23 protein-coding genes and 1 pseudogene are annotated in these 21018 nt (G+C 37.8%); 15 read left to right on the forward strand and 9 right to left on the reverse strand.

The features are described 5' to 3' along the window. Positions 1-171: 171 nt before the first annotated feature. The 3 genes and pseudogenes from BM350_RS26470 to BM350_RS20390 form a co-directional block, all read left to right on the forward strand. Positions 172-261, forward strand: a pseudogene (locus BM350_RS26470) (TrkA family potassium uptake protein); the annotation flags it as partial. Positions 262-267: 6 nt separating this feature from the next. Further along, positions 268-549: a YwdI family protein gene (locus tag BM350_RS20385; RefSeq protein WP_090916192.1), complete on the forward strand. Its 282-nt coding sequence runs from the start codon at positions 268-270 to the stop codon at positions 547-549. Between the two features lie 62 nt (positions 550-611). Further along, positions 612-980, forward strand: a complete 369-nt coding sequence (locus tag BM350_RS20390) for a DUF423 domain-containing protein (RefSeq protein ID WP_090916190.1) — start codon at positions 612-614, stop codon at positions 978-980. 162 nt (positions 981-1142) lie between these two features. Here the strand turns inward: BM350_RS20390 and gerQ are convergent, their stop codons facing one another. From gerQ to hemQ, 4 genes are all read right to left on the reverse strand, one after another. Beyond that, positions 1143-1559: a spore coat protein GerQ gene (gene gerQ, locus BM350_RS20395; RefSeq protein WP_090916188.1), complete on the reverse strand. Its 417-nt coding sequence runs from the start codon at positions 1557-1559 to the stop codon at positions 1143-1145. Between the two features lie 26 nt (positions 1560-1585). Next, positions 1586-2008 carry a cell wall hydrolase gene (locus BM350_RS20400; RefSeq protein WP_090916186.1) on the reverse strand — a complete coding sequence of 141 codons (423 nt, stop codon included), beginning with the start codon at positions 2006-2008 and terminating at the stop codon, positions 1586-1588. Between the two features lie 389 nt (positions 2009-2397). Then, a complete protein-coding gene (locus tag BM350_RS20405; protein ID WP_090916184.1) occupies positions 2398-3672 on the reverse strand; it encodes a serine hydrolase in 1275 nt (424 codons plus the stop codon). A 173-nt stretch (positions 3673-3845) separates the two neighbouring features. Beyond that, positions 3846-4589, reverse strand: coding sequence for a hydrogen peroxide-dependent heme synthase (hemQ, locus tag BM350_RS20410; protein WP_090916182.1), 744 nt, complete (start codon positions 4587-4589; stop codon positions 3846-3848). A gap of 224 nt (positions 4590-4813) precedes the next feature. On the opposite strand from hemQ, the gene pta reads away from it, so the two are divergent. Continuing rightward, a complete protein-coding gene (gene pta, locus BM350_RS20415; protein ID WP_090916180.1) occupies positions 4814-5785 on the forward strand; it encodes a phosphate acetyltransferase in 972 nt (323 codons plus the stop codon). 32 nt (positions 5786-5817) lie between these two features. On the opposite strand, the gene BM350_RS20420 is transcribed toward pta, so the two are convergent. Together BM350_RS20420 and BM350_RS20425 are read right to left on the reverse strand one after the other, a co-directional pair. After that, positions 5818-6663, reverse strand: coding sequence for an octanoyl-[GcvH]:protein N-octanoyltransferase (locus tag BM350_RS20420; RefSeq protein ID WP_090916178.1), 846 nt, complete (start codon positions 6661-6663; stop codon positions 5818-5820). A 260-nt stretch (positions 6664-6923) separates the two neighbouring features. Then, the gene (locus BM350_RS20425) at positions 6924-7604 is read right to left on the reverse strand and encodes an RsfA family transcriptional regulator (protein WP_090916176.1); all 681 of its coding nucleotides are present in this window, start codon (positions 7602-7604) and stop codon (positions 6924-6926) included. A 236-nt stretch (positions 7605-7840) separates the two neighbouring features. Between BM350_RS20425 and BM350_RS20430 the strand changes: the two genes are divergently transcribed. The 6 genes from BM350_RS20430 (at position 7841) to BM350_RS20460 (ending at position 13871) form a co-directional block, all read left to right on the forward strand. After that, complete coding sequence (locus BM350_RS20430) at positions 7841-8065, forward strand: YuzB family protein (RefSeq protein WP_090916174.1); 225 nt, start codon at positions 7841-7843, stop codon at positions 8063-8065. Positions 8066-8288: 223 nt separating this feature from the next. Further along, positions 8289-9347, forward strand: a complete 1059-nt coding sequence (locus tag BM350_RS20435; RefSeq protein WP_090916172.1) for a FecCD family ABC transporter permease — start codon at positions 8289-8291, stop codon at positions 9345-9347. Next, positions 9344-10354 carry a FecCD family ABC transporter permease gene (locus BM350_RS20440; protein ID WP_090916170.1) on the forward strand — a complete coding sequence of 337 codons (1011 nt, stop codon included), beginning with the start codon at positions 9344-9346 and terminating at the stop codon, positions 10352-10354. Before BM350_RS20435 ends, BM350_RS20440 begins: the two co-directional genes overlap by 4 nt. Before the next feature lie 171 nt (positions 10355-10525). After that, the gene (locus BM350_RS20450) at positions 10526-11317 is read left to right on the forward strand and encodes an ABC transporter ATP-binding protein (protein WP_090916168.1); all 792 of its coding nucleotides are present in this window, start codon (positions 10526-10528) and stop codon (positions 11315-11317) included. Between the two features lie 169 nt (positions 11318-11486). Next, positions 11487-12428, forward strand: a complete 942-nt coding sequence (locus tag BM350_RS20455; protein WP_090916166.1) for an ABC transporter substrate-binding protein — start codon at positions 11487-11489, stop codon at positions 12426-12428. Positions 12429-12566: 138 nt separating this feature from the next. Continuing rightward, positions 12567-13871, forward strand: a complete 1305-nt coding sequence (locus BM350_RS20460; protein WP_090916164.1) for an HD domain-containing protein — start codon at positions 12567-12569, stop codon at positions 13869-13871. Between the two features lie 35 nt (positions 13872-13906). On the opposite strand, the gene BM350_RS20465 is transcribed toward BM350_RS20460, so the two are convergent. Continuing rightward, entirely contained in the window at positions 13907-14095 is a 189-nt protein-coding gene (locus BM350_RS20465; protein ID WP_035434058.1) for a 2-hydroxymuconate tautomerase, read from the reverse strand. A 109-nt stretch (positions 14096-14204) separates the two neighbouring features. On the opposite strand from BM350_RS20465, the gene BM350_RS20470 reads away from it, so the two are divergent. The 3 genes from BM350_RS20470 (at position 14205) to BM350_RS20480 (ending at position 16085) form a co-directional block, all read left to right on the forward strand. After that, positions 14205-14879, forward strand: a complete 675-nt coding sequence (locus BM350_RS20470; RefSeq protein WP_090916162.1) for a site-2 protease family protein — start codon at positions 14205-14207, stop codon at positions 14877-14879. Positions 14880-14895: 16 nt separating this feature from the next. After that, positions 14896-15405: a YwhD family protein gene (locus tag BM350_RS20475; RefSeq protein WP_090916160.1), complete on the forward strand. Its 510-nt coding sequence runs from the start codon at positions 14896-14898 to the stop codon at positions 15403-15405. A gap of 134 nt (positions 15406-15539) precedes the next feature. Beyond that, positions 15540-16085: a GNAT family N-acetyltransferase gene (locus BM350_RS20480; protein WP_244548054.1), complete on the forward strand. Its 546-nt coding sequence runs from the start codon at positions 15540-15542 to the stop codon at positions 16083-16085. 79 nt (positions 16086-16164) lie between these two features. Here the strand turns inward: BM350_RS20480 and BM350_RS20485 are convergent, their stop codons facing one another. Further along, positions 16165-18222: a transglycosylase domain-containing protein gene (locus BM350_RS20485; protein WP_090916156.1), complete on the reverse strand. Its 2058-nt coding sequence runs from the start codon at positions 18220-18222 to the stop codon at positions 16165-16167. Positions 18223-18556: 334 nt separating this feature from the next. After that, complete coding sequence (locus tag BM350_RS20490; protein ID WP_090916155.1) at positions 18557-19276, reverse strand: glycerophosphodiester phosphodiesterase; 720 nt, start codon at positions 19274-19276, stop codon at positions 18557-18559. Positions 19277-19428: 152 nt separating this feature from the next. Between BM350_RS20490 and BM350_RS20495 the strand changes: the two genes are divergently transcribed. Continuing rightward, entirely contained in the window at positions 19429-19830 is a 402-nt protein-coding gene (locus BM350_RS20495; protein WP_090916153.1) for a MerR family transcriptional regulator, read from the forward strand. Positions 19831-19835: 5 nt separating this feature from the next. After that, positions 19836-20990: an MFS transporter gene (locus BM350_RS20500; RefSeq protein ID WP_090916151.1), complete on the forward strand. Its 1155-nt coding sequence runs from the start codon at positions 19836-19838 to the stop codon at positions 20988-20990. Positions 20991-21018: the final 28 nt, after the last annotated feature.

Here is a 21018-nt window from a genome sequence, read left to right on the forward strand (position 1 = left end):
AACATAGAGAAAAGAAATGAAAGAATATCATGAGTGCACGTAAACAATTAATTATTGCAATTATATGTATGTATTTTATGGTGATTATTGGATAAAACAGGTTTGTGATTATAGAAGAGAGATGAAAAAACTCTCCACTGATGGAAGTTTCACTTTATTTCAGGCAATGCGGAAAAACTAGCAGAACGTGATATGATAATAGTATTTGGTCCAGTAGAGAAGTTGGAGCAATTTGAGAAAGAATTACAATACATGAGGTGAGAAAATATGCAAATATCTAGCGATAAGATTTTAAATAAAATGGCAAGTGAAATTGCAAAAGCGAAAGGGAGTGAATCACATAAAGCAAAAGAACATCTTTTAGTTGTTCGTGCATTATGTGATCTATTACTTGAAGAACAGACAGAAGCTTCTGTATATGTTGAACCAAAATTACAAGCACATGTTATAGCGCCGCAAATGCCTGTCCAACCAATTGCTTCATTTTCAGGAGAGCCTGTATATGTGAAAGAAGATGATGCAAACGGAAACTCTCTCTTGGATTTTTAGATGCTAAATAGTTGGATTGTGTGTGGAAATTTTTTATTATAAAAGTAAAAAGGGGAATTCTAATGAAAATTTTCTTCTTATTGGGTTGTATTACGGCAGCATTATCTGTTGTACTTGGTGCATTTGGAGCACATGGACTTGAAGGGAAAATCTCAGCAAAAATGTTAGATGTATGGAAAACAGGTGTTACATATCAAATGTTTCATGCAGGTGGATTATTTATTGTTGCTTTATTAATGGATAAGATTCAATCTTCTCTTGTAAGCGCAGCAGGCTGGTGTATGGTAGCAGGTATTATTATGTTTTCCGGAAGCTTATATGCATTAAGTACAACTGGTATAAAATTTTTTGGACCAATTACTCCGCTTGGCGGCGTAGCGTTTATTGTAGGCTGGATTTTACTGGGAACTGCGATTGTAAAAGGTTTATAAAGTGAAACTTCTTCTTGGGAAACGTTTTTCTTCCCAAGAGGTTAGTTGAACCAATCGGGCCCTTACAGATGGTTTGTACTTTACTTCCTTGTCTAACCTCTTACCAGCTGTTTGGGCTGGATAAAAATAAAACAAAAGCTGGCATTTGCCAGCTTTTTCTTATCATCTTGGAGGGTAAGTTGCTGGTTGTTGTGTTGGGAAGTAGATGATCTCTCCTGGAAATTCTACATAATCAAGATAAATCATAAGCAGTAAATAACGCTTTCCAGACTTAGGATCACTTATAATGACGTGATCGCGTCCTGCAGCCTCAATGATGCCTGTATAGGATTGTGTACCAAGTGTGCTGCCGCGCTCATATGTCATAAATAGAGTTGCTGGTTTTCCTTTGTTTAAACGAAGGATATTTTCAATATATGATTGCTCAAGTGGAAGCATCCCTTGAGAAGCAGCAAGTTGTGCTTGCGTAGCTTGCTGCGTCGGCATTTGCTGCCCTTGTTGTCCCGGCTGCGGTTGCATATATCCGCCAGATGGCTGGTAAAATCCTCCTCCATAGTATGGGTTTTGTTGCTGTGCCATACGAAATCCCTCCTCTTTTCAGTTCGCTAATACACACCTGGACAGTCTTCACCACTTGGCTGGAAAAAGCAATGGTTTTTAAAACGGCCAGAAATTTCTTGATTAAACCAAGTTGGTGGACAATCACCTACTGGTCGGAAAAACCATAAAGAAAAATTAGCGGGCCAGAAGCGTTCACCTTGAATCGTACGTCTTGCCATAGCGATATCACTTTCACGGGCACGCTGATAGAAGTAACCTTTTTGCGTAGCCTCAAATCCACCAGGACTTTGAAATACCATTTGACGAAGGTTTCGAATTTTTTTAAAGTCCAGGCAATTCCCTCTTACGCGATTGACGCCGACATTTCCAACCAGAAGCATTCCTTTAGGTCCTTCTCCTTCTGCCTCTGCCCGCATTAATCTTGCGAGTAGTTTTACGTGTTCTTCTGTATATGCAATAACACCCATCTGTTTCACCTCTCTTATTACTCCGCTAGAGAAAAGAAAGTGTAGAATAATTACTAATTCATAGGTATGAAAAAAAAGGGGCAGATATGACAACCAAACCATGTTTTAATATGTATCTCTATAGATATTAGTTGAAAAATTGAAATAAAACCCCCTTTTTTTAGGGGGCGAGAGCATCTGGCCATGCATAGAGGCGGTCAGGGCCTTTTCCTGCCACATGCAACGTTTAAAACAAAGGGCGAAAGCAAGTAGCGGACATTTTCTTGCTGCATAGCAGGGACTTATATGTTGAAAAATTAAAATGGATTTATATCACTACTCACAAGAGGTAAGGATTATTCTGAGAGGGAATTGGATAATAAAAAGCTAGCAAATCTGCTAGCTCTTTATTATCCGAATAATTTTGACCACATATTAGAGAAGAAATCTCCAATGGATCGCATTGTTAATACGAACCAATTTGCTTGTTCTACTTCCTGTGTTGTTTTTACATCGAATTTAGTTTGTTTATTTCCATCAAGGAAACCATATTGATCAGTAGATTCTAAAACAAGTGAGCCTACTTTGGCATTCTTTTTCACAGGTGCAACTAAGTTTCCGTCTTCGGAGATTGATTTGTTTGCTTCATAGGAAATTTTGTAAGGTGGTTTACTTCCTTTTTTTGTGACTACCGTTATCTCTTTTTCAGGTGTCACAGCTACAGTATCTTCTTTTCCTTTTACGACAGGAATTGTATTATTTGTATCTATTTTCAATTTCTGTTTTTCAAAGTTTTTGAAACCGTAATCCATTAATGCACGGGATTCTATGAAACGCTCATCCATTGATTTTGTTTTAATAATAACGGAGATTAGGCGTAAATCACCGCGTTTGGCTGTAATGGTAAAGCAATATCCAGCTGTATCAGAACTTCCTGTTTTTAAGCCGTCTGTTCCTTCATACGCAAATGCAGCGCCTGGTAACATCCAGTTCCAGTTTTCCATACGAATTGGGCGCGGATGATTATCTGGGAAGTTTCTGAATCTTTGTTTTGTATCCTCCAATATTTCTGGATATTTTGTGATAATTGTTCTAGATAAGATTGCCATGTCTCTAGCTGATAAAGAGTTTTCACCGTTCGGATCTGTTCCTTCCGGATGCTTTCCTTTTAAATCAGCATTATTTAATCCTGTAGCATTTACAAATTTATATTTCTTTAACCCTAGTCTTTTTGCGTGTTCATTTGCGAGATTTAAGAAATTCTTTTCACTTCCAGCGAGAAGTTCGGCAAGTGCAACGCTTGACCCGTTTGCTGAGGAGACAAGAATAGAATGATATAATTCTCTAACTGTATATTGTCGTCCTTTTTCAAATGGAACATTGGAAAATTCGTTGTTACGGGAAATCTCGTAAGCATAATCAGAGATATTTACTTTTGTATCCCAAGTGATTTTTCCTTCTTTAATGGCTTCTAAAACGGAGTACACAACCATGAGTTTTGACATACTAGCAATTGCAAGTAATTCATCGGGGTTTTGTTCGTGTAGTATTTTTCCTGTATCTGCATCAAACAGAATAGCAGCAGCGGCTTCGACATGTATATCTTCTTTTGCATAAGAGGGGGTTGCTCCTATGAAAGAAAACATGAGTGTAAGCCCTAATAAAATAGATAGCATTTTCCTCATAATAAATTATCACCTTCGCATCGTTATTAGCATATAGCCTGTACTATTCTAACATGAGTTTGAATATGGAAAGATTACAATTTTGTAAGCAATTTGGATAATTTTTCTATTTTTTTTAGAGTTTCCTATTATGTAAAACAGCAAAAAAAGGGCAATTTTTGCCCTTTTTACTATTATATGTGTAAAAATTTTGCGACTTTTTCGCTTGGTAAAATGTTTCCAACGAAGAATGTTCCAAATTCACCGTAGCGTGCACTTACTTCATCAAAGCGCATTTCGTATACAAGTTTCTTAAATTGAAGAACATCATCGGCAAATAATGTTACGCCCCATTCGTAATCGTCAAAACCAACAGAACCAGTAATGATTTGACGTACTTTTCCTGCATATTGACGACCGATTTTTCCGTGGCTATACATTAATTTTTTGCGTTCTTCCATCGGTAACATGTACCAGTTGTCTTCACCTTGACGACGTTTGTCCATTGGATAGAAACAAACGTGGTTTGCTTTTGGCAACGTTGGGTATAGACGCGCAAGAATTTGTGGATTTTGATATGGATCTTCTTCAGCAGGAAGATAATTACTTAGTTCCACAACAGATACGTAAGAGTATGTAGGAAGCATGTACTCCGCTAATGTTGTTTTATTGAATTCGGCTTCAATTTCATTTAATTCTTCCATTGTTGGACGTAAAATCATGAACATAATATCAGCCTTTTGTCCAACGATTGTATATAGGGCATGGCTACCTTGTTTTGCAACTTCTGTTTTATTCCATTTTTCAACGATGTTTAAAAATTCGAACATTGCTTGCTGACGTTCATCACTAGATAATGTTTTCCATGCTGCCCAGTCCATAGAACGGAAATCATGTAAACAATACCAACCATCTAACGTTTTTGCTGCTTCACTCATTAGATTCACCTCGAATAGTCAAGTTTTACACGTTAACTATATCATATATAGATGAAAAAGCATGTATCTTAGTTTCAGGCGCACAAAATTGTCACATTTCATAGCAGAATTTTGGGAAAATATAATCATTTTTATTTTATCAATTTTTTAGAAGCAATAAGTTTAAAATAGAGGTAAAAAGCGGTATTCTTAAATATGGATTTCAATTCGTAGGAGGGTTATTGGTGAGCGATTTATTTACAACAGTAAAAGAAAAAGTTCAAGGTAAAGGCATTTCTATCGTACTTCCTGAAGGTACTGATGAAAGAATTTTAGGCGCTGCAGAGCGTTTAGCAAAAGAAGAATTAGTAAAACCAATCTTAGTTGGTAATCAAGAAGAAATTAGCGCGAAAGCTGCTAGTATGAACTTAACATTAGCAGGTGTTGATATTTATGACCCAGCTACATACGAAGAAATGGATGCAATGGTAGCATCTTTCGTTGAACGCCGTAAAGGAAAAGCAACAGAAGAAGCTGCTCGTGAAATCTTAAAAGACGAAAACTATTTCGGTACTATGCTTGTATACATGGGTAAGGCACACGGTTTAGTAAGCGGTGCAGCGCATTCTACAGCTGATACAGTTCGTCCAGCACTTCAAATCATTAAAACAAAACCAGGCGTTACAAAGACTTCTGGCGTATTTATCATGGTACGCGGTGATGAGAAGTATGTCTTTGCTGATTGCGCAATCAACATTGCACCAAACAGCCAAGATTTAGCTGAAATTGGTATTGAAAGTGCAAAAACTGCTGAGTTATTCGGCATCGATCCACGCGTTGCAATGTTAAGCTTCTCTACAAAAGGTTCTGCGAAATCTCCAGAAACAGAGAAAGTTGTAGAAGCAACTCGCATCGCGAAAGAAATGGCTCCTGAATTAACATTAGACGGTGAGTTCCAATTTGATGCTGCATTCGTACCATCTGTAGCAGAAAAGAAAGCACCAGGTTCTGTTATTAAAGGTGATGCTAACGTATTTGTATTCCCAAGCTTAGAAGCTGGTAATATTGGCTACAAAATTGCACAACGTTTAGGTAACTTCGAAGCAGTGGGACCAATCTTACAAGGCTTAAACATGCCAGTAAATGATTTATCTCGCGGTTGTAACGAAGAAGAAGTGTACAAGCTTGCTTTAATTACAGCAGCACAAGCACTATAATTATGAAAAAATCCCCGCATTTGCGGGGATTTTTAACTTTCTAACCCAAGTGATTTGTTATTGCGATCAATCATGCGCTGTAAGTGATGTTCATATAGCGGTACTTCATCTACTGTAAGTTGTGATGGTGTTAATTTGGGTGCAAAGTGCTGTAATGTTTGTAAAAGGCGCATCATTAAATCTTGAACAGTAATTGTTTCACCAAGTAGTTCAGATAATGAAGCCATTGTACTTGGGACAATTTCAGGATACGTAAATCTAGTTTCTTCATCTTGAATTGCTAGGTTATAAAAATCACGAACAAGAGCTGCGCGTGCGGAGCCGCTTCCTGTAGCACATAAGTAAATTTGAACAGCTACGCCGCCGCGAATACGGCGTTGTGAAATACCAGCAAATTTTTTATCGTTAATACTTAAGTCATAGCTGCCAGGACAATAGGAGCCAACGATTTCTTTTGCTTCAATAGTAACATGGTAATCTTTTAGCATTTCCTTAATTAAATGCCACATTGTATCATAGCCAAGGTCGATATCGATACCTTTATCTGTTTCTTGGAATAGAAGTGAGACGTTTAGAACTCCTTCATCTAATACAACAGCAAGTCCACCTGAATTGCGGACGATAACATGGAAGTCTTTCTTTTTCAGAAATTCAATTCCCTGCTGTAAGTAAGGTAATCGTGTATCTTGAATGCCAAGGACAATTGTATTGTAATGAACCCAAGATCGCATTGTTGCAGCGGATGTACCATTTCCGACTGTGGTACATAACGTATCATCCATTGCGAAAGACTGTAGCGCATGAAATTGTGGACCTAAGCTTGATTGGTCAACAATGCGCCATTCTGATTGAGATAAAATCGAACGAGAATCGCTCATGTAACTAACCCCTTATATATAAAATGACAATATTTATTATAGCAAAAAAGATTGATTTTATAAAAACGGGTATAAAAGCCCTTTTCTTTTAGGAGGGCGAGAGGAACTGGCTATGCATAGAATCAGTCAGGGCCCTTTTCTGCCACATGCCAGGATTAAAACAAAGAGCGAAAACGAGTGGAGGTCACTTTTTGTTTTAGTAGGCGGTAATTTATACGTTGAAAAGCCAAAATAAAAAGGATGCTATCATAGCATCCTTTTTATTCTGCAATCTTTTCTAAATTTCCGTTTCGATCCATGCGAAAGGATGTTTGTGTACGTTCTTCATCGTCCATTAATGCCAGTTTACGTGCACGGTTCATAATTTTCATGAGCGTCTCGTAATCTTCTTGAACGGTTGTTGATTGCTGTTCTAATTTTTCAACTTTCTTTTCTAGCTCAGCATTTTTTCTCATATATTCAGCGATGTCTTGTTTCAATCTCTCATTCTCTCTTTCGAGTGCGGATACTTTTACATTAGAAGTTCCGAGAGTTTGTAGAAAACGGATAACGTCATGCATTGCAATGGAAGAATTTGTTGGCATTGCTGGCGTAGTTTGCATAGGTTGAACAGGTTGCTGGGTATCAATACTAATCTTTTCATCCACTGTTACAGTAGATGGAATCGGCGGTGTATATAAAAGGCGTTTTTTCGCTGGTTCGCCCCCATTTGCACGCATTTTATCTTTGCGATGTTTTTTCGCAAGTTGTAATGCTTGATCGTAACTATAGCGTACGACAGCATTCCAGCGAAATCCGCAGGCTGCTGATGTGCGATTTAATTTATCACCAACTTCTTCAAAGGCATTTAATTGTGTACTTCCTTCGCGGACGTGACGTAAAACGGTTTCAGCAAGAAGTAAATCATCTTCTTCAGTCCAAGCATCTTGTCTTACTTTCATAGATTCATCTCCCTTTCTTTTTATCAATATCTTATTTTTAGAATGGACAAAATGAATTACTTTTATACAAAGCTGCCAAAATTATGGTAGATTTTGAGTGAAAATATGTTTGTATGCCACTTGTTTCTTGCAGGAAGAAAACTTGCATCACATCGAAAAGAAAGGTAAAATACCATTTAGTGTTTATTGTTATATGTACTTGAGAAAAGTTTCAAATAGAGGAAGTGTTATATACAATGGGAAACGAATTTCGTGTGTGTGATGATTGTCAGGCAACGAATATTAAAACGTTAGTACCGCGTTTAAAGAAAGTAGATGAATGTGCAGATATTAAAATCGGCTGTCAATCATATTGTGGTCCTGGTCGTAAAAAATCATTTGCATTTGTAAATAATCGTCCAGTTGCAGCTCCAAATGAAGATGAGTTAATTAAAAAAATTGAATCGAAGTTAAACAAGTAAAAAGATGCGATGTCGTATCTTTTTTTGTTTTGTGAAATGTAAAAAAGTTTTATATAACAAAATTATTGGTTGACAAATTTTAGTTTGCATTTGTAGAATAAAAGACAATGATATTGATAATCATTATCGAAAATCGAGTTATATTCTTGATTTTCTTTTTTGTTTATTAATGAGAATGAATTTCATTTTCTTGTTATACATATTGAAAGTTAGGATGTTATAGATGGAAGTGAGTATGAGAAAGGTTTACGAAAAAGAATCGGTAGACATAAAAGAGATAAAAAGTCGTCCGCTTATTGCCTTGATAATTTTAATCGTTGGAACTGCTTTATTAGCTTTAAGTATGGCAGCTTCTATTTCATTTGGTGCTGCTGATATTAGTTTGAAAACAGTATGGCAAGCTGTATTTCAGTTTGATGCATCTACGACATATCATAGTGTAATTCAAGAATTGCGTCTTCCAAGGGCAATTGGGGGAGCAGCTGTAGGGGCATTTCTAGCAGTATCTGGCGCAATTATGCAAGGGATGACGCGAAATCCACTTGCATCTCCATCACTTATGGGAATTACAGATGGAGCGGTATTTGGCATTGCAATCATGTTTGCATTCTTCCCCAACTCGCCATATTTCATGTTTGTAATTGCTTCTTTTATCGGGGCAGCATTTGGTGCAAGTATTGTATACGGAATTGGTGCAGCATCTCCGGGCGGACTAACACCAATTAAATTAGCATTATCTGGAGCAGCAATTAGTGCCTTACTAGGCGCAATTTCATCTGGGATTGCCTTATATTTTAATCTAGCGCAAGAGGTTAGTATGTGGCACGCAGGAGGCGTTGCTGGCGTAAAATGGACGAGTTTAAACATGTTACTTCCAGTTGGTCTTGTTTGTCTTATTATCGCGATTATGCTAGCGAGGTATATTACGATTTTAAGTTTTGGTGAAGGAATTGCCATTGGTCTTGGACAAAATACAAAGCTCATTAAGTTTATTGGAACCATTCTTGTACTTGTATTAACAGGTAGTGCCGTTTCTATAGCTGGATCTGTTGGATTTGTTGGTCTTGTTATTCCACATTTAACACGTTTTCTTGTGGGATCAGATTATCGCTGGATAATCCCATGTTCTGCCGTTCTAGGCGGGTTACTTATTGAGTGTGCTGATATGATCTCACGTATTATGAATCCGCCGTTTGAAACGCCAATTGGAGCTGTAACAGCGATGGTCGGCGTACCATTCTTCCTCTACTTAGCACGTAAAGAAGGGAGAGGGAAAATGTGAGGAAAGGAATGTTAACGAGAAAAAACGTATCAATTCTATCTAGTATTGGTATGTTAATTTGCATCGTATTTTTAATTAGCTTATATACAGGTACGTTCAAAATTTCACCAGTTGAAGTGTTGAAAACGCTCGTTGGATTTGGGTCAGAAGAGCAAACAACAATTTTATTTGATTTTCGGATGCCGCGAATGATTGTTGCTCTTTTAGTAGGGTCAGCTTTAGCAGTATCCGGTGCAATTATGCAAGGATTATCACGAAATCCACTTGCCGATCCAGGAATTATTGGTATTAACGCTGGATCGGGATTATCAGTTGTAATCTTTGTTTATTTCTTCTTTGGAAAAGTAACGATGACTTCGTTTTTATCTGTATTCATTTTGCCGTTTTTTGCTTTAGTTGGTGCAATATTAGCGGCGGTTATTATTTATGCACTTGCTTGGAAAGATGGTGTTTCGCCGGTTCGTTTAGTTCTGGTTGGGATTGCAGTGGCAGCTGGGTTCAGTGCTGTGAGCTTAGTATTCTCGATGAAAATGACAGCGAATGACTTCCGTTTTGCTACGATTTGGTTATCGGGAAGCTTATGGGTGACAGATTGGAAATTCGTATTAAGTGCGCTGCCATGGATGCTTATTTTCTTACCAATTGCTTTTATGAAAGCGCATGTTTTGAATGTAATGAATTTAGGAGATGCGGCGGCAACGGGTCTCGGTCTGAACGTGGAGAAAGAACGCCGTAAGCTATTATTTATCGCTGTTTGCTTAGCTGGTGCGTCTGTTGCAGTTGCAGGGGGAATCAGTTTTATTGGATTAATGGCACCGCATCTTGCCCGCCGCTTAGTAGGCGGAAAATATCAAATTATGATACCAACCGCTGCGTTACTCGGAACATTATTGCTATTGTTTTCTGATCTTCTTTCGCGCAGCTTACTTACAACATCAGAAATACCGGTCGGTCTTGTCATTTCAGTAATTGGCGCGCCGTATTTCATTTATTTACTTATAAAGTGAAACTTTAATCAGCGGGGGGGCTTCATCCCCCACTGATTATTAGTTGAACCAATCGGGCTTTTACGGGCAGTTTATCTCCCACCTAACTCCCTTGCTTTTGCCGAATTTTGAGGTGGGAGTATTACTGCCCGCGAATAGCGGGATAAAAACAAGATAAGGGAGACGATTTGTATGCCATCTTTATCAGTTGAGTTGATATCTGTTGGATATAGTGAAAATTTAATTATTGATGGGTTGTCTGTTGAAATACCTGAAGGGAAAATTACGACCATCATTGGTCCAAACGGATGCGGGAAATCTACGCTTTTGAAAACAGCATCGCGTATTTTAAAAGCAAAACGAGGTACTGTTTATTTGGACGGAAAAGCAATTGAGAAACAGCCAACAAAGGAAATTGCGAGAAAGATGGCAATTTTGCCACAGACAGCAGAAGTGCCAACAGGTCTTACTGTATTTGAACTTGTTTCATATGGACGTTTCCCACATCAAAAAGGGTTTGGCACGTTATCAGAAGAAGACTATCATTACATTCGCTGGGCGCTTGATATGACTGGTATGAAGGAATTTGCTAATCGTCCAGCTGAGGCGCTTTCAGGCGGTCAACGTCAACGTGTTTGGATCGCAATGGCATTAGCACAAGGAACGGACTTGCTTGTACTAGATGAGCCAACAACATATCTTGATATGGCACATCAACTTGAAGTACTGAACTTATTAAAAAAGTTAAATGAAGAAGAAGGAAGAACAATTGTAATGGTTATTCATGATCTAAATCACGCTTCTCGTTTTTCTGATTATATGATTGCGTTAAAAGATGGAAATTTAATGAAACAAGGAGCGCCAGATGAAGTCATGACATCTGAAACGCTTCGCGAAGTGTTTGAAATTGAAGCACAAATCGTTCCGTGTCCTGTTGGTGGCAAACCAATTTGTCTTACTTACGATTTAATGACAAGTGTGTAGACGGGCTTAATGTTGTTCTAGCGGGCAGTAAATTACTGATGATAAAGCTTAAGGTTTACTGCCTGCTAGAACGGGAAAAAATTTAAAATTCTATAAATTTTTATATATGGTTGTTTTGTCGAGAGAGCTCTTGCAGCACTTTCACTACAACGGATAAGGAGAGAGAAATATGAAAAAAGTCAAACCTACCCTACTAGTTTTCGTATTAGCGATTACTTCCATATTATTTGCTGCATGTTCTTCTGATAAGAAAGAAGAAAAGAAAGCAGACGCAAAAAGTGAAGAGCGTGTTGTAAAACATGCAAAAGGGGAAATGAAAATACCTGCAAATCCGAAGAAAATTGCGGACTTAAGTGGATCAACAGAAGAGTTATTAATTTTAGGTATGAAGCCGGTTATTACGGCAAATACGACGCAAGAAAAAATTGATCCACATATTGCAGATAAATTAAAAGGCGTACAACCAGTTGGTTCTGCTTGGGGAGATAAAATTAACATTGAAGCAGTAGCCGCTGCAAAACCGGATTTAATTTTAGTCAATAACCGCCAAGAAAAAATTTATGATCAGTTATCTAAAATTGCACCAACAGTCATGTTAAGTACTCCATTAGATCAATGGCGTCCGAAGTTTGAAGAAGTAGGAGAAATCTTCGGTAAAGAAAAAGAGACGGCTGCATGGCTAAAGAAATACGATGAAAAAGCGAGTAATTTACATGACAAAATCGTTGCAAAGACTGGTGATGCAAAATTCATGGTAATGGCTGCATATCCGAATGCATTCCGTGTGTACGGTGACTACGGTTACGGTAGTATTTTATTTAAGGATTTAAAATTACCAGCAGTTAATGGTACACCAACAGACAAGCCGTTAGTACAATTACAAAAAGAAGCATTACTTAATTACAATCCAGACTTCTTATTTGTATTCACAACAGGTGACGGTGCCCAGCGTCTAAAAGAATTTCAAGAAGAAACCATTTGGAAAAATATGAACGCTGTAAAAAACAATCATGTGTATATGATTAAAAACGAAGATTTAAATAAAGGATATTTCCCACTTGGTAAAGAGATGTTATTAGACGAACTATCTACGTTTATTTTAGGAAAATAATAATGATAGAGAAAATCACCTTTGTTTTTTGAAGGTGATTTTCTTTTCATGCAGTAATATACAGTCTTTCATTTCTTTCTGTTTCACCTTTCGTTTATAATAGGAGTAAGAACTTATAATGGAGGGCGGTGAATTTTAATGGCATATGTAAGCGATAAATTAAATGAAACGAAAGTGTTTAAAGACCCGGTGCATAAATATGTGCATGTGCGCGATCGCGTGATTTGGGATTTAATCGGAACGAAAGAGTTTCAACGTCTGCGCCGTATTAAGCAGTTAGGGACGACATTTTTTACATTTCACGGTGCGGAGCATAGTCGCTTTACTCATTCACTAGGTGTCTATGAAATTATTCGCCGCATGATTGATGATGTGTTTGATGGAAGACCGGATTGGAATGCTGAAGATCGTTTGTTGTGTTTATGTGCAGCACTTCTGCACGATGTAGGGCATGGTCCTTTTTCTCATTCATTTGAAAAAGTCTTTAAATTAAACCATGAAAAATTTACACAAGCAATTATTGTCGGTGATACAGAAATTCATGAGGTGTTAAGCCGAGTTGATCATGAGTTTCCACAAAAAGTAGCGGATGTCATTGCGAAAACTTCTACTAATAAATTAGCGATTAGTATGATTTCTAGTCAAATTGATGCAGATCGCATGGACTATTTATTACGAGATGCGTACTTTACAGGTGTGAAATATGGAAACTTTGATATGGAACGGATATTACGGGTAATGCGTCCATTTAATAATCAAGTTGTGATTAAATATAGCGGAATGCATGCTGTTGAGCATTATATTATGAGCCGTTATCAAATGTATTGGCAAGTATATTTTCACCCAGTCACGCGCAGTGCTGAAGTGATTTTAACAAAAATTTTGCACCGTGCGAAAGCGTTGCATGAACAATACTATACATTTAAATATCATCCCGTTCATTTCTATTCTTTATTTGAAGGAGAAGTAACGGTAGAGGATTATTTAAAGTTAGACGAGAATGTCATGTATTATTACTTCCAAGTATGGCAAGAAGAAGAGGATGCTATTTTAAGTGATTTATGCCGCCGTTTTATGAACCGTAACTTGTTCAAATGCGTCGATTTTACAGAAAAGCATGGGTTAAACAATTGGTTAGAATTAAATAGTTTATTTAAGAAGATTGGGCTTGATCCAGAATATTATTTAGTAGTAGATTCTACGTCAGACCTGCCGTATGACTTTTACCGTGCAGGTGAAGAGGAAGAGCGCCTGCCGATTTTACTGCTTATGCCAAATGGAGAACTGCGCGAATTATCTCGTGAGTCGGACATTGTGGAAGCAATTACAGGTAAAAAGAGAACAGATCAGAAGCTATTTTATCCGCATGATTTACTGTATGAAGATGGACGAAAAGGGAAAGTAAAAGAAAAAATTATTCGTTTATTAGAAGGAAAGGAGTAAGAGAAGCAGCTGTGCTGCTTCTCTTATATCAATGATTACTCTTGGTCGCTTAAGCGTTTTCCACCAATTGCGTAATGATTTTTAGACATTTCTTCAATGAATACAACGATTTTTTCTTCTGGAGCACCAGTAGTTTCACTTACTGCAGCTGTTACCTTTTCAGCAAGGGCTTTCTTTTGCTCTTCTGTGCGGCCTTCTAACATTTTCACTGTTACGTATGGCATATGTATCGCTCCTTTTATGTAGATTACAGTACTATTATAACGGATTCTTGAAAAGAACAATCAGAAAATGAAAGATTTTTTGTTTAGATAATTAAGAGGGAGATGAAGTATGGATAATTTCTTTAGATACCCATTGCATGAGTTACCGTTGTTAGCTCTTGCAGTTGCAATAGCACTCTCTGTACATGAGTTTGCACATGCATATGTTGCTTATAAATTTGGAGATTTAACAGCGAAAAATCAAGGGCGTTTAACAATATCGCCCCTTTCTCATATCGATCCGATTGGCGCAATTGCATTCTTGTTTATCGGTTTTGGGTGGGCACGCCCTGTACCGGTAAATCCATATAACTTTAAGCGTCCGCGTCTTGCGGGAATTTGCGTTTCGATTGCGGGGCCAATTAGTAACTTATTACTAGGTGCTTTCGGACTTACTGCCTGGTATAGCTTGCTGAAATTTGGAATTATTGAGGCGGTTCCGGTAGCAGTAGGAGAGACACTATTTCAGTTCTTTCAAATTTTTATTGGGATTAATATAGTTCTGTTTGTTTTTAACTTGTTACCAATCCCGCCGCTAGATGGTTACCGTGTTGTGGAAGATTTAGCGCCGACCAGCATACGCGCGAAAATGACGCAATATGAAAAATACGGTTCGATCCTTTTATTAATTCTTGTCATTACACCGTTAGATCGATATACGATTCAACCAATATTTCAAGTTGTCATTCCGCACATTTTAGGTATATTGCATAATATAATTGGACCATTATTCGGATTGTATTAGAAGAGGAGGCTTTTCTATGGCAGAGAAAAAGAAACAAATCGGTTTTAATATTATTAAAAATGATTCTACAGATGGACACGGCGGCTTTGGAGTCGGCGCATTAAGTCTTGAAAATATTTCTCCTGTTATTATTGATGTAACAGAAGGAACAGCAGTTGTAGATATCGGAGCAATGCATGCACGCAGTGCTGTTGAAAAAGGAATTAAATTTTTAATCAATAAAGAAGAAGTACCAAATGCAAAACCGTACTGGCTCGTTTGGGTAACAATTGAGCGCACGGAAAAAGGTGCGTATTATGCAGGTGTAACTGCATGTGAGATGACAGTAGACCGTGAAATTCGCCGCGGTTATAAATCACTTCCTGAGCATGTAAATAAAATGGATAAATCATTAAAGCGTCACATTATGGTTGATCATATGGATGAACCTTCTAAAAAAGTGCTTGGAACATTCTTAAAAGAGCATAATGAGGAGCTATGGAATCTTTCTAGTGAGAAATTACGTAGTGAATTGTTAGGAGAATAATAGGCACCCCTTTCTTATTGAAAGGGGTTTTTTGTTTGTTTGAAAACATCCTTTTAATTGAATAGTGCAGGAAATGCTGATATTTGTCAGAAAATATATATTTAAATAGAAAATTAAGCGGTAGAGGTGGAAATATGAGAATGAGTGGAGATTCTATTTTTGTAAAAAGTTTAGAAGAATGTGATGCAGAAGCTATGATGCATTTGGAATCGAAAAACCGAGATTTTTTTCAACTGTATGCAGCATTACGAGAGGATAATTTTTATACGCTAGAGGGTCAAAAGGAGCATATTAGGAAAGGGAATGAAAAGCAGGAACTTGATGAGCAGTATTCATTTGGCATTTATCTAAATGAAACTGGAGAATTAATCGGATCTGTTACATTGTTTGAAGTAATACGCGGCCCTTTGCAAAGGTGTTTTATTGGATATACCTTAGATAAACATCATAATGGGAAAGGATATATGACAGAGGCTGTTAAGCTAGTCGTGTCTTACGCATTCGATGAGCTAAAGTTTCATCGGATTGAGGCGGGCGTTATGCCGCATAATATAGGGTCAATAAAAGTTTTAGAGAAATCAGGGTTTCATAAAGAGGGAATTGCAAGGAAAAATGTAAAGATAAATGGAAGATGGGAAGACCATCAAGTATTAGCGATTGTAAATGATAATGATGAATAGAAGCGTCATGTAAGAAAGAAAAGGGAACGTGAGAAATAACGCTCCCTTTTCGATTAAGGTTTCACTTTATACATTTTCATCACCAAGGAAAATACTTTTTCCACCAGCTTGGTTTATTTTTTTCTTTCTCTTTTAGCACTGCCTCAAATTCATCTTTTTCATCAATATGATCCATACAGTACTCCGTTGGCTCAGTCCCTTTTACAAAATACATTTTGACAGAAACAGGGCACCCTTTCGTGGCGATTTTCCCGTTTTCAGGGTTAATGTTTAATGCGACTACATTGGCTGGTTTTTTAAAGTCTTGTTTTGGAGTTTCTTCTAACCCTTGCTCCATAATCGCTGCCCACATATTTTTTGCATAGACTTGCTCAGCTGGGTTAGAGATTGTTTTTTGTTTATCATAGCCGACCCAAACGCCTGTTACGAGATCTGGTGTAAAGCCAATCATCCAGCTATCTGTCTCGGTTGAACCGGATTTTCCAGCGTATGTGCGGGATAACTTTGGAATAAGGGTTTGTCCAGTGACGGAGGCGTAGCTATTTAGCTTTTTATTAAACATGCCCGTCATCATTTCTTCCATTACAAAGGCATTGTTCTCATCAAGAATTTGTTTATTTTCTAAATGAGAATCATACAAAATGTTGCCGTCATGATCGACAACACGCCGAATAAATGTTGGTTTCACTTGTTTGCCGCCGTTAGCAAGCATGCTATAAGCGTTTACCATTTCAAGAGGCTTTACAGGAGATGTTCCGAGCGCAAGTGATGGGACATCTTTTAATGAACTTGTAATTCCAAATTGCTTCGCCGTTTTTACGAGTGATTCTTCTCCTAAGAAAAGATGTGTTTTTACAGCGTATACATTGTCGGAAACAGCAATTGCTTGCATCATTGTAATGAAATTATCGGCGTAGTAGTTTTTATAATTGGTCGGCTTATATTTTGAAACACCATCGCCTAATGTGAACACAGTATACTCACTTTTTAAGCGAGTTGCTGGTGTAAATCCTTGTTCAAGAGCGGCGTAATATAAAAAGGGTTTAAACGTGGAACCTGGTTGCCGGTATGCTTGTGTTGCCCGGTTGAATTGGCTTTTTTTATAATCACGTCCGCCGACAAGAGACATTACTTCGCCGGTTTGAGGATTTATAGATACAATAGCTGTTTCTATCTCCGTTGTACTTGGAATTGTGTTGTTTACTGTACTTTCAGCAATTGTTTGAAGTTTCGGATCTAGTGTTGTGTATACACGCAGGCCGCCGCGTGCTACCGTTTGCTCATCAAGACCAGCAGCATTGATGAGGGAAGCTTGCACGGCATCTTGAAAGTAAGGCGCTATTTCTGCTACTTCTTCTTTTTCAAGTGAAGCAAAGCTGAGTTGTTCTTGTTTTGCCGCTGCAGCTTCTTTTTTGGTGATATATCCTTGTTCTACCATTTCATTTAAAATAAGAGCTTGTCTTTCTTGAGCCCGGCTTTTATGCAAATAGGGAGAATACAAACTTGGTCCTTTTGGAATACCTGCAAGCATACTGGCTTCTGCTAAATTTAAATCTTTCGCATTTTTATTAAAATAGAGACGTGCCGCTGCCTCGATTCCGTAGGCACCGTGCCCGTAGTAAATTGTGTTTAAATATCCTTGTAAAATATCATTTTTATTGTAATTCACTTCTAGGCGAATGGTGTACATTGCTTCTAACAGCTTTCGTTTCCATGTTTTATCGTGATCCAAATATAAATTACGTGCGTATTGCTGCGTAATTGTACTTGCGCCCTGTACTTTTCCCATCGCTTTAATGTCGGCAATCACTGCCCCGCCTATGCGCTTTAAATCAAAGCCATGATGTTTATAAAAGCGCTGATCTTCAATAGAAAGTGTTGCCTCCCTTACGTAAGGTGAAATATGATCGAGTGATACGTTATAACGTTCCTGCGCCCCGTGACTTTGCCCCATAACTGAGTCGTCATTTGCATAAAAGATAGTTGTTTGTGGAACCGCAACAGGTGGTGGTCCTAAAATTTTCGCAACGAGTAACAAAATAAAAATAGTGAAAACAAAGAAAAGGACACCTGATAGTAGTGCAGTAAGGAAAAAGCGCATATATTTCGCATGTTTTTCATTTGCCGTAAGTTCCATTTCTTTTGTCACCCCTCATAGCATACTTTTACTAGTATTGAGGTTTTTGGTTGTTTTTAAACTATAGAAAGTGAAACTTCTATTAGTGGGGAGGTTCTTCATCCTCCACCTATCTTCTTTAGAAAAGCTGAAGCGGCTCGTTCAGAATCGCAGGATAAATTCATTTTAATTTTTTAAAATATAAGCCGCTGCTATGCAAAGCAACATGTCCGCTACTTTCTTTATTTATTTTAACCTTGTAAGTGGCAGGAAAAGGTCCTGATTGGTCCTATGCCTGGCCGGATGCTCTTGCGTCGTTTTTTCATTATGTATTTATATCAAAAAGAGCTTCTTATTAAGAAAGAAGCTCAAAGGCACGTGTTGGCCAGTCGGTAATGATGACATCGACGCCGTAATCTATTATCTTTTGTAAATCTTCGTATTCATTAATTGTATAGGGGCGGAATATGAATCCTTGCTCTTGAGCTGTTTGTACAAACTCTTTTGTAAGTAATTCAAAGTTTGGATGGAGGCCATTAGCCTGTCTTTTCTTTGCTTCAGCAATTGGATCCGCAAGCGGTTCATCGTATAAAATCGCACGGGGAATTTCTGGTGCTAAAGCTGCAAGGAGAGCAACCGATTCATGATTAAACGAAGAAAATACAATTCGATTAGTAAGATGGAATTCACGAACAAGATCTACGACTTTCTCTTCTATGCCAGGATAACGAATGACATCTGTTTTTAATTCAATATTTAATTGCAGTGTTGTTGTAGAAAGCCAAATAAGCACTTCGCGGAGCGTTGGAATTTTCGCCTCATGAAAGGAAGAATCCCTACCGGCATCGAGTGCTTGTAATTGCTCGGCGGTTTGTTCACAGACAAGCCCTGTTCCATTTGTTGTTCGGTTCACAGTTTCATCGTGAATCACAACAAGTTCGCCATCTTTTGATACATGTACATCAAGCTCAATGCCATGCGCACCAACGCGCTCTGCTTCTTGAAAAGCAATCATTGTATTTTCGGGATGTGTACTTCTCACACCGCGATGCGCAAAAATAAGTGGTTGTTTCATATGTAATGAGCTCTCCTTCTTATTTGTTTTAACTCAATTATGAAACTGAGTAATTCAAAAGACAACCTTTGTAGGAAAAATTTACAAAGGTGTAATAGTTGCATAAAAGTTAACGTTAACGTAAAATGTAATAATATTAAGGGGGAATGGACGTGTATAAAATTGAGGAAGTTACAAAACAAACGGGTTTAACAAAGCGGACTCTTCGTTATTATGAGGAAATTGGTTTAATTCATCCACCAGAGCGCAGCGAAGGAAATATTCGCTTATATACGGACGAAGATGTGGAGCAAATTAAAAAAATTGTAGAAGCGAAAGAAGTATTAGGGATTACGCTTCAAGAAATGCAGTATTTCTTATCACTTAAAGAACGGATGGAGCAAAGAAAAAATAGCGATAATCCGCGTGACCGGGAAGTTATTCAAGAAATCGCAAACATGCTTGCCAATCAAATCGAGACGCTAGATAAGAAAATGTTACAAATGAAGCGTGTGAAAGAAGAATTAGAACATAGCTTGGAAAGAGCAACGAAGTTTTTAGAAAAAGGAGAATGATTCATATGGAGAGTAAACAACGACTTGGAAGACTTATTACAGTAGTCGCTACGTTTCTTGCCTTTTCGGGCATTGGAGTAGTCGATCCAATTTTGCCAATCATTGCAGAGAAGATTGGGGCAACGCATTGGCAAGTAGAAATGCTATTTACAGCTTATATTTTAACGATGGCTATTATGATGCTGCCTGCTGGCCTTCTTGCAGCAAGGTTTGGTGATAAGCGTATGATGACAATTGGTCTTGCAATTGTAACAGTATTTGCGTGTATTTGCGGGTTATCACAAACAATTGCGCAGTTATCCATTTTTCGTGCTGGCTGGGGTTTAGGGAATGCAATGTTTTTTGCAACAGCGATGACATTATTAATTGCGCTGAGCAAAGAAGTACATGAAGCAGTTGGATTGTATGAGGCTGCGATTGGTTTAGGTATGGCGGGAGGTCCGTTGTTAGGTGGTTTATTAGGTGGACACTCTTGGCGTTATCCGTTTTTTGCGACAAGTGTTTTAATTGGTTTAGCATTTATTCTCGTTTTCTTTTTTGTAAAAGAACCAGAGCGCAAAGTGAAACGTCAATCAGCTGGATTGAAAGAATTACTTAACTTAGTGAAATATAAACCTTTCATACAAGGTGCCATTTCCGGGATGTTATATTACTATGCTTTCTTTGTTGTTTTAGCGTATTCACCGCTTATTTTACATTTATCTGCTATTCAGCTTGGGTTTGTCTTTTGCGGCTGGGGTCTTGCATTAGCGTATGGTTCTGCTGTGCTTGCACACCAATTAGAAGGAAAATACGAACCAAAAATGTTACTACGTTTTAGCTTACTTGTATTTGCTGGCTTTTTAATTTTATTATTCTTCGTACAAGTAATGTGGTTACAAATTGCACTGATAATTTTATCAGGATTAGCGTCTGGTCTTAATAATGCATTATTTACAAGTTACGTAATGGATATTTCTCCTTATGAAAGATCCATTACATCTGGTGTATATAACTTTGTTCGTTGGTTAGGCGGAGCAATTGCACCAATTTTATCTGGAATTCTCGGTCACGTGATTTCACCGCAAAGTCCGTTTTTAGTAGGAGGAATTGTGGCGCTAGTTGGATGTGTGATGATTTGCATACCAGTTCGTGAAAATGAAAGCAAAACCCTTTCCTAGGAAAGGGTTTTCTTACTGTTTTATACAT

The organism is Bacillus sp. 103mf (genome assembly GCF_900116295.1).
GTDB classification, from domain to species: Bacteria; Bacillota; Bacilli; order Bacillales; family Bacillaceae_G; genus Bacillus_A; species Bacillus_A bruguierae.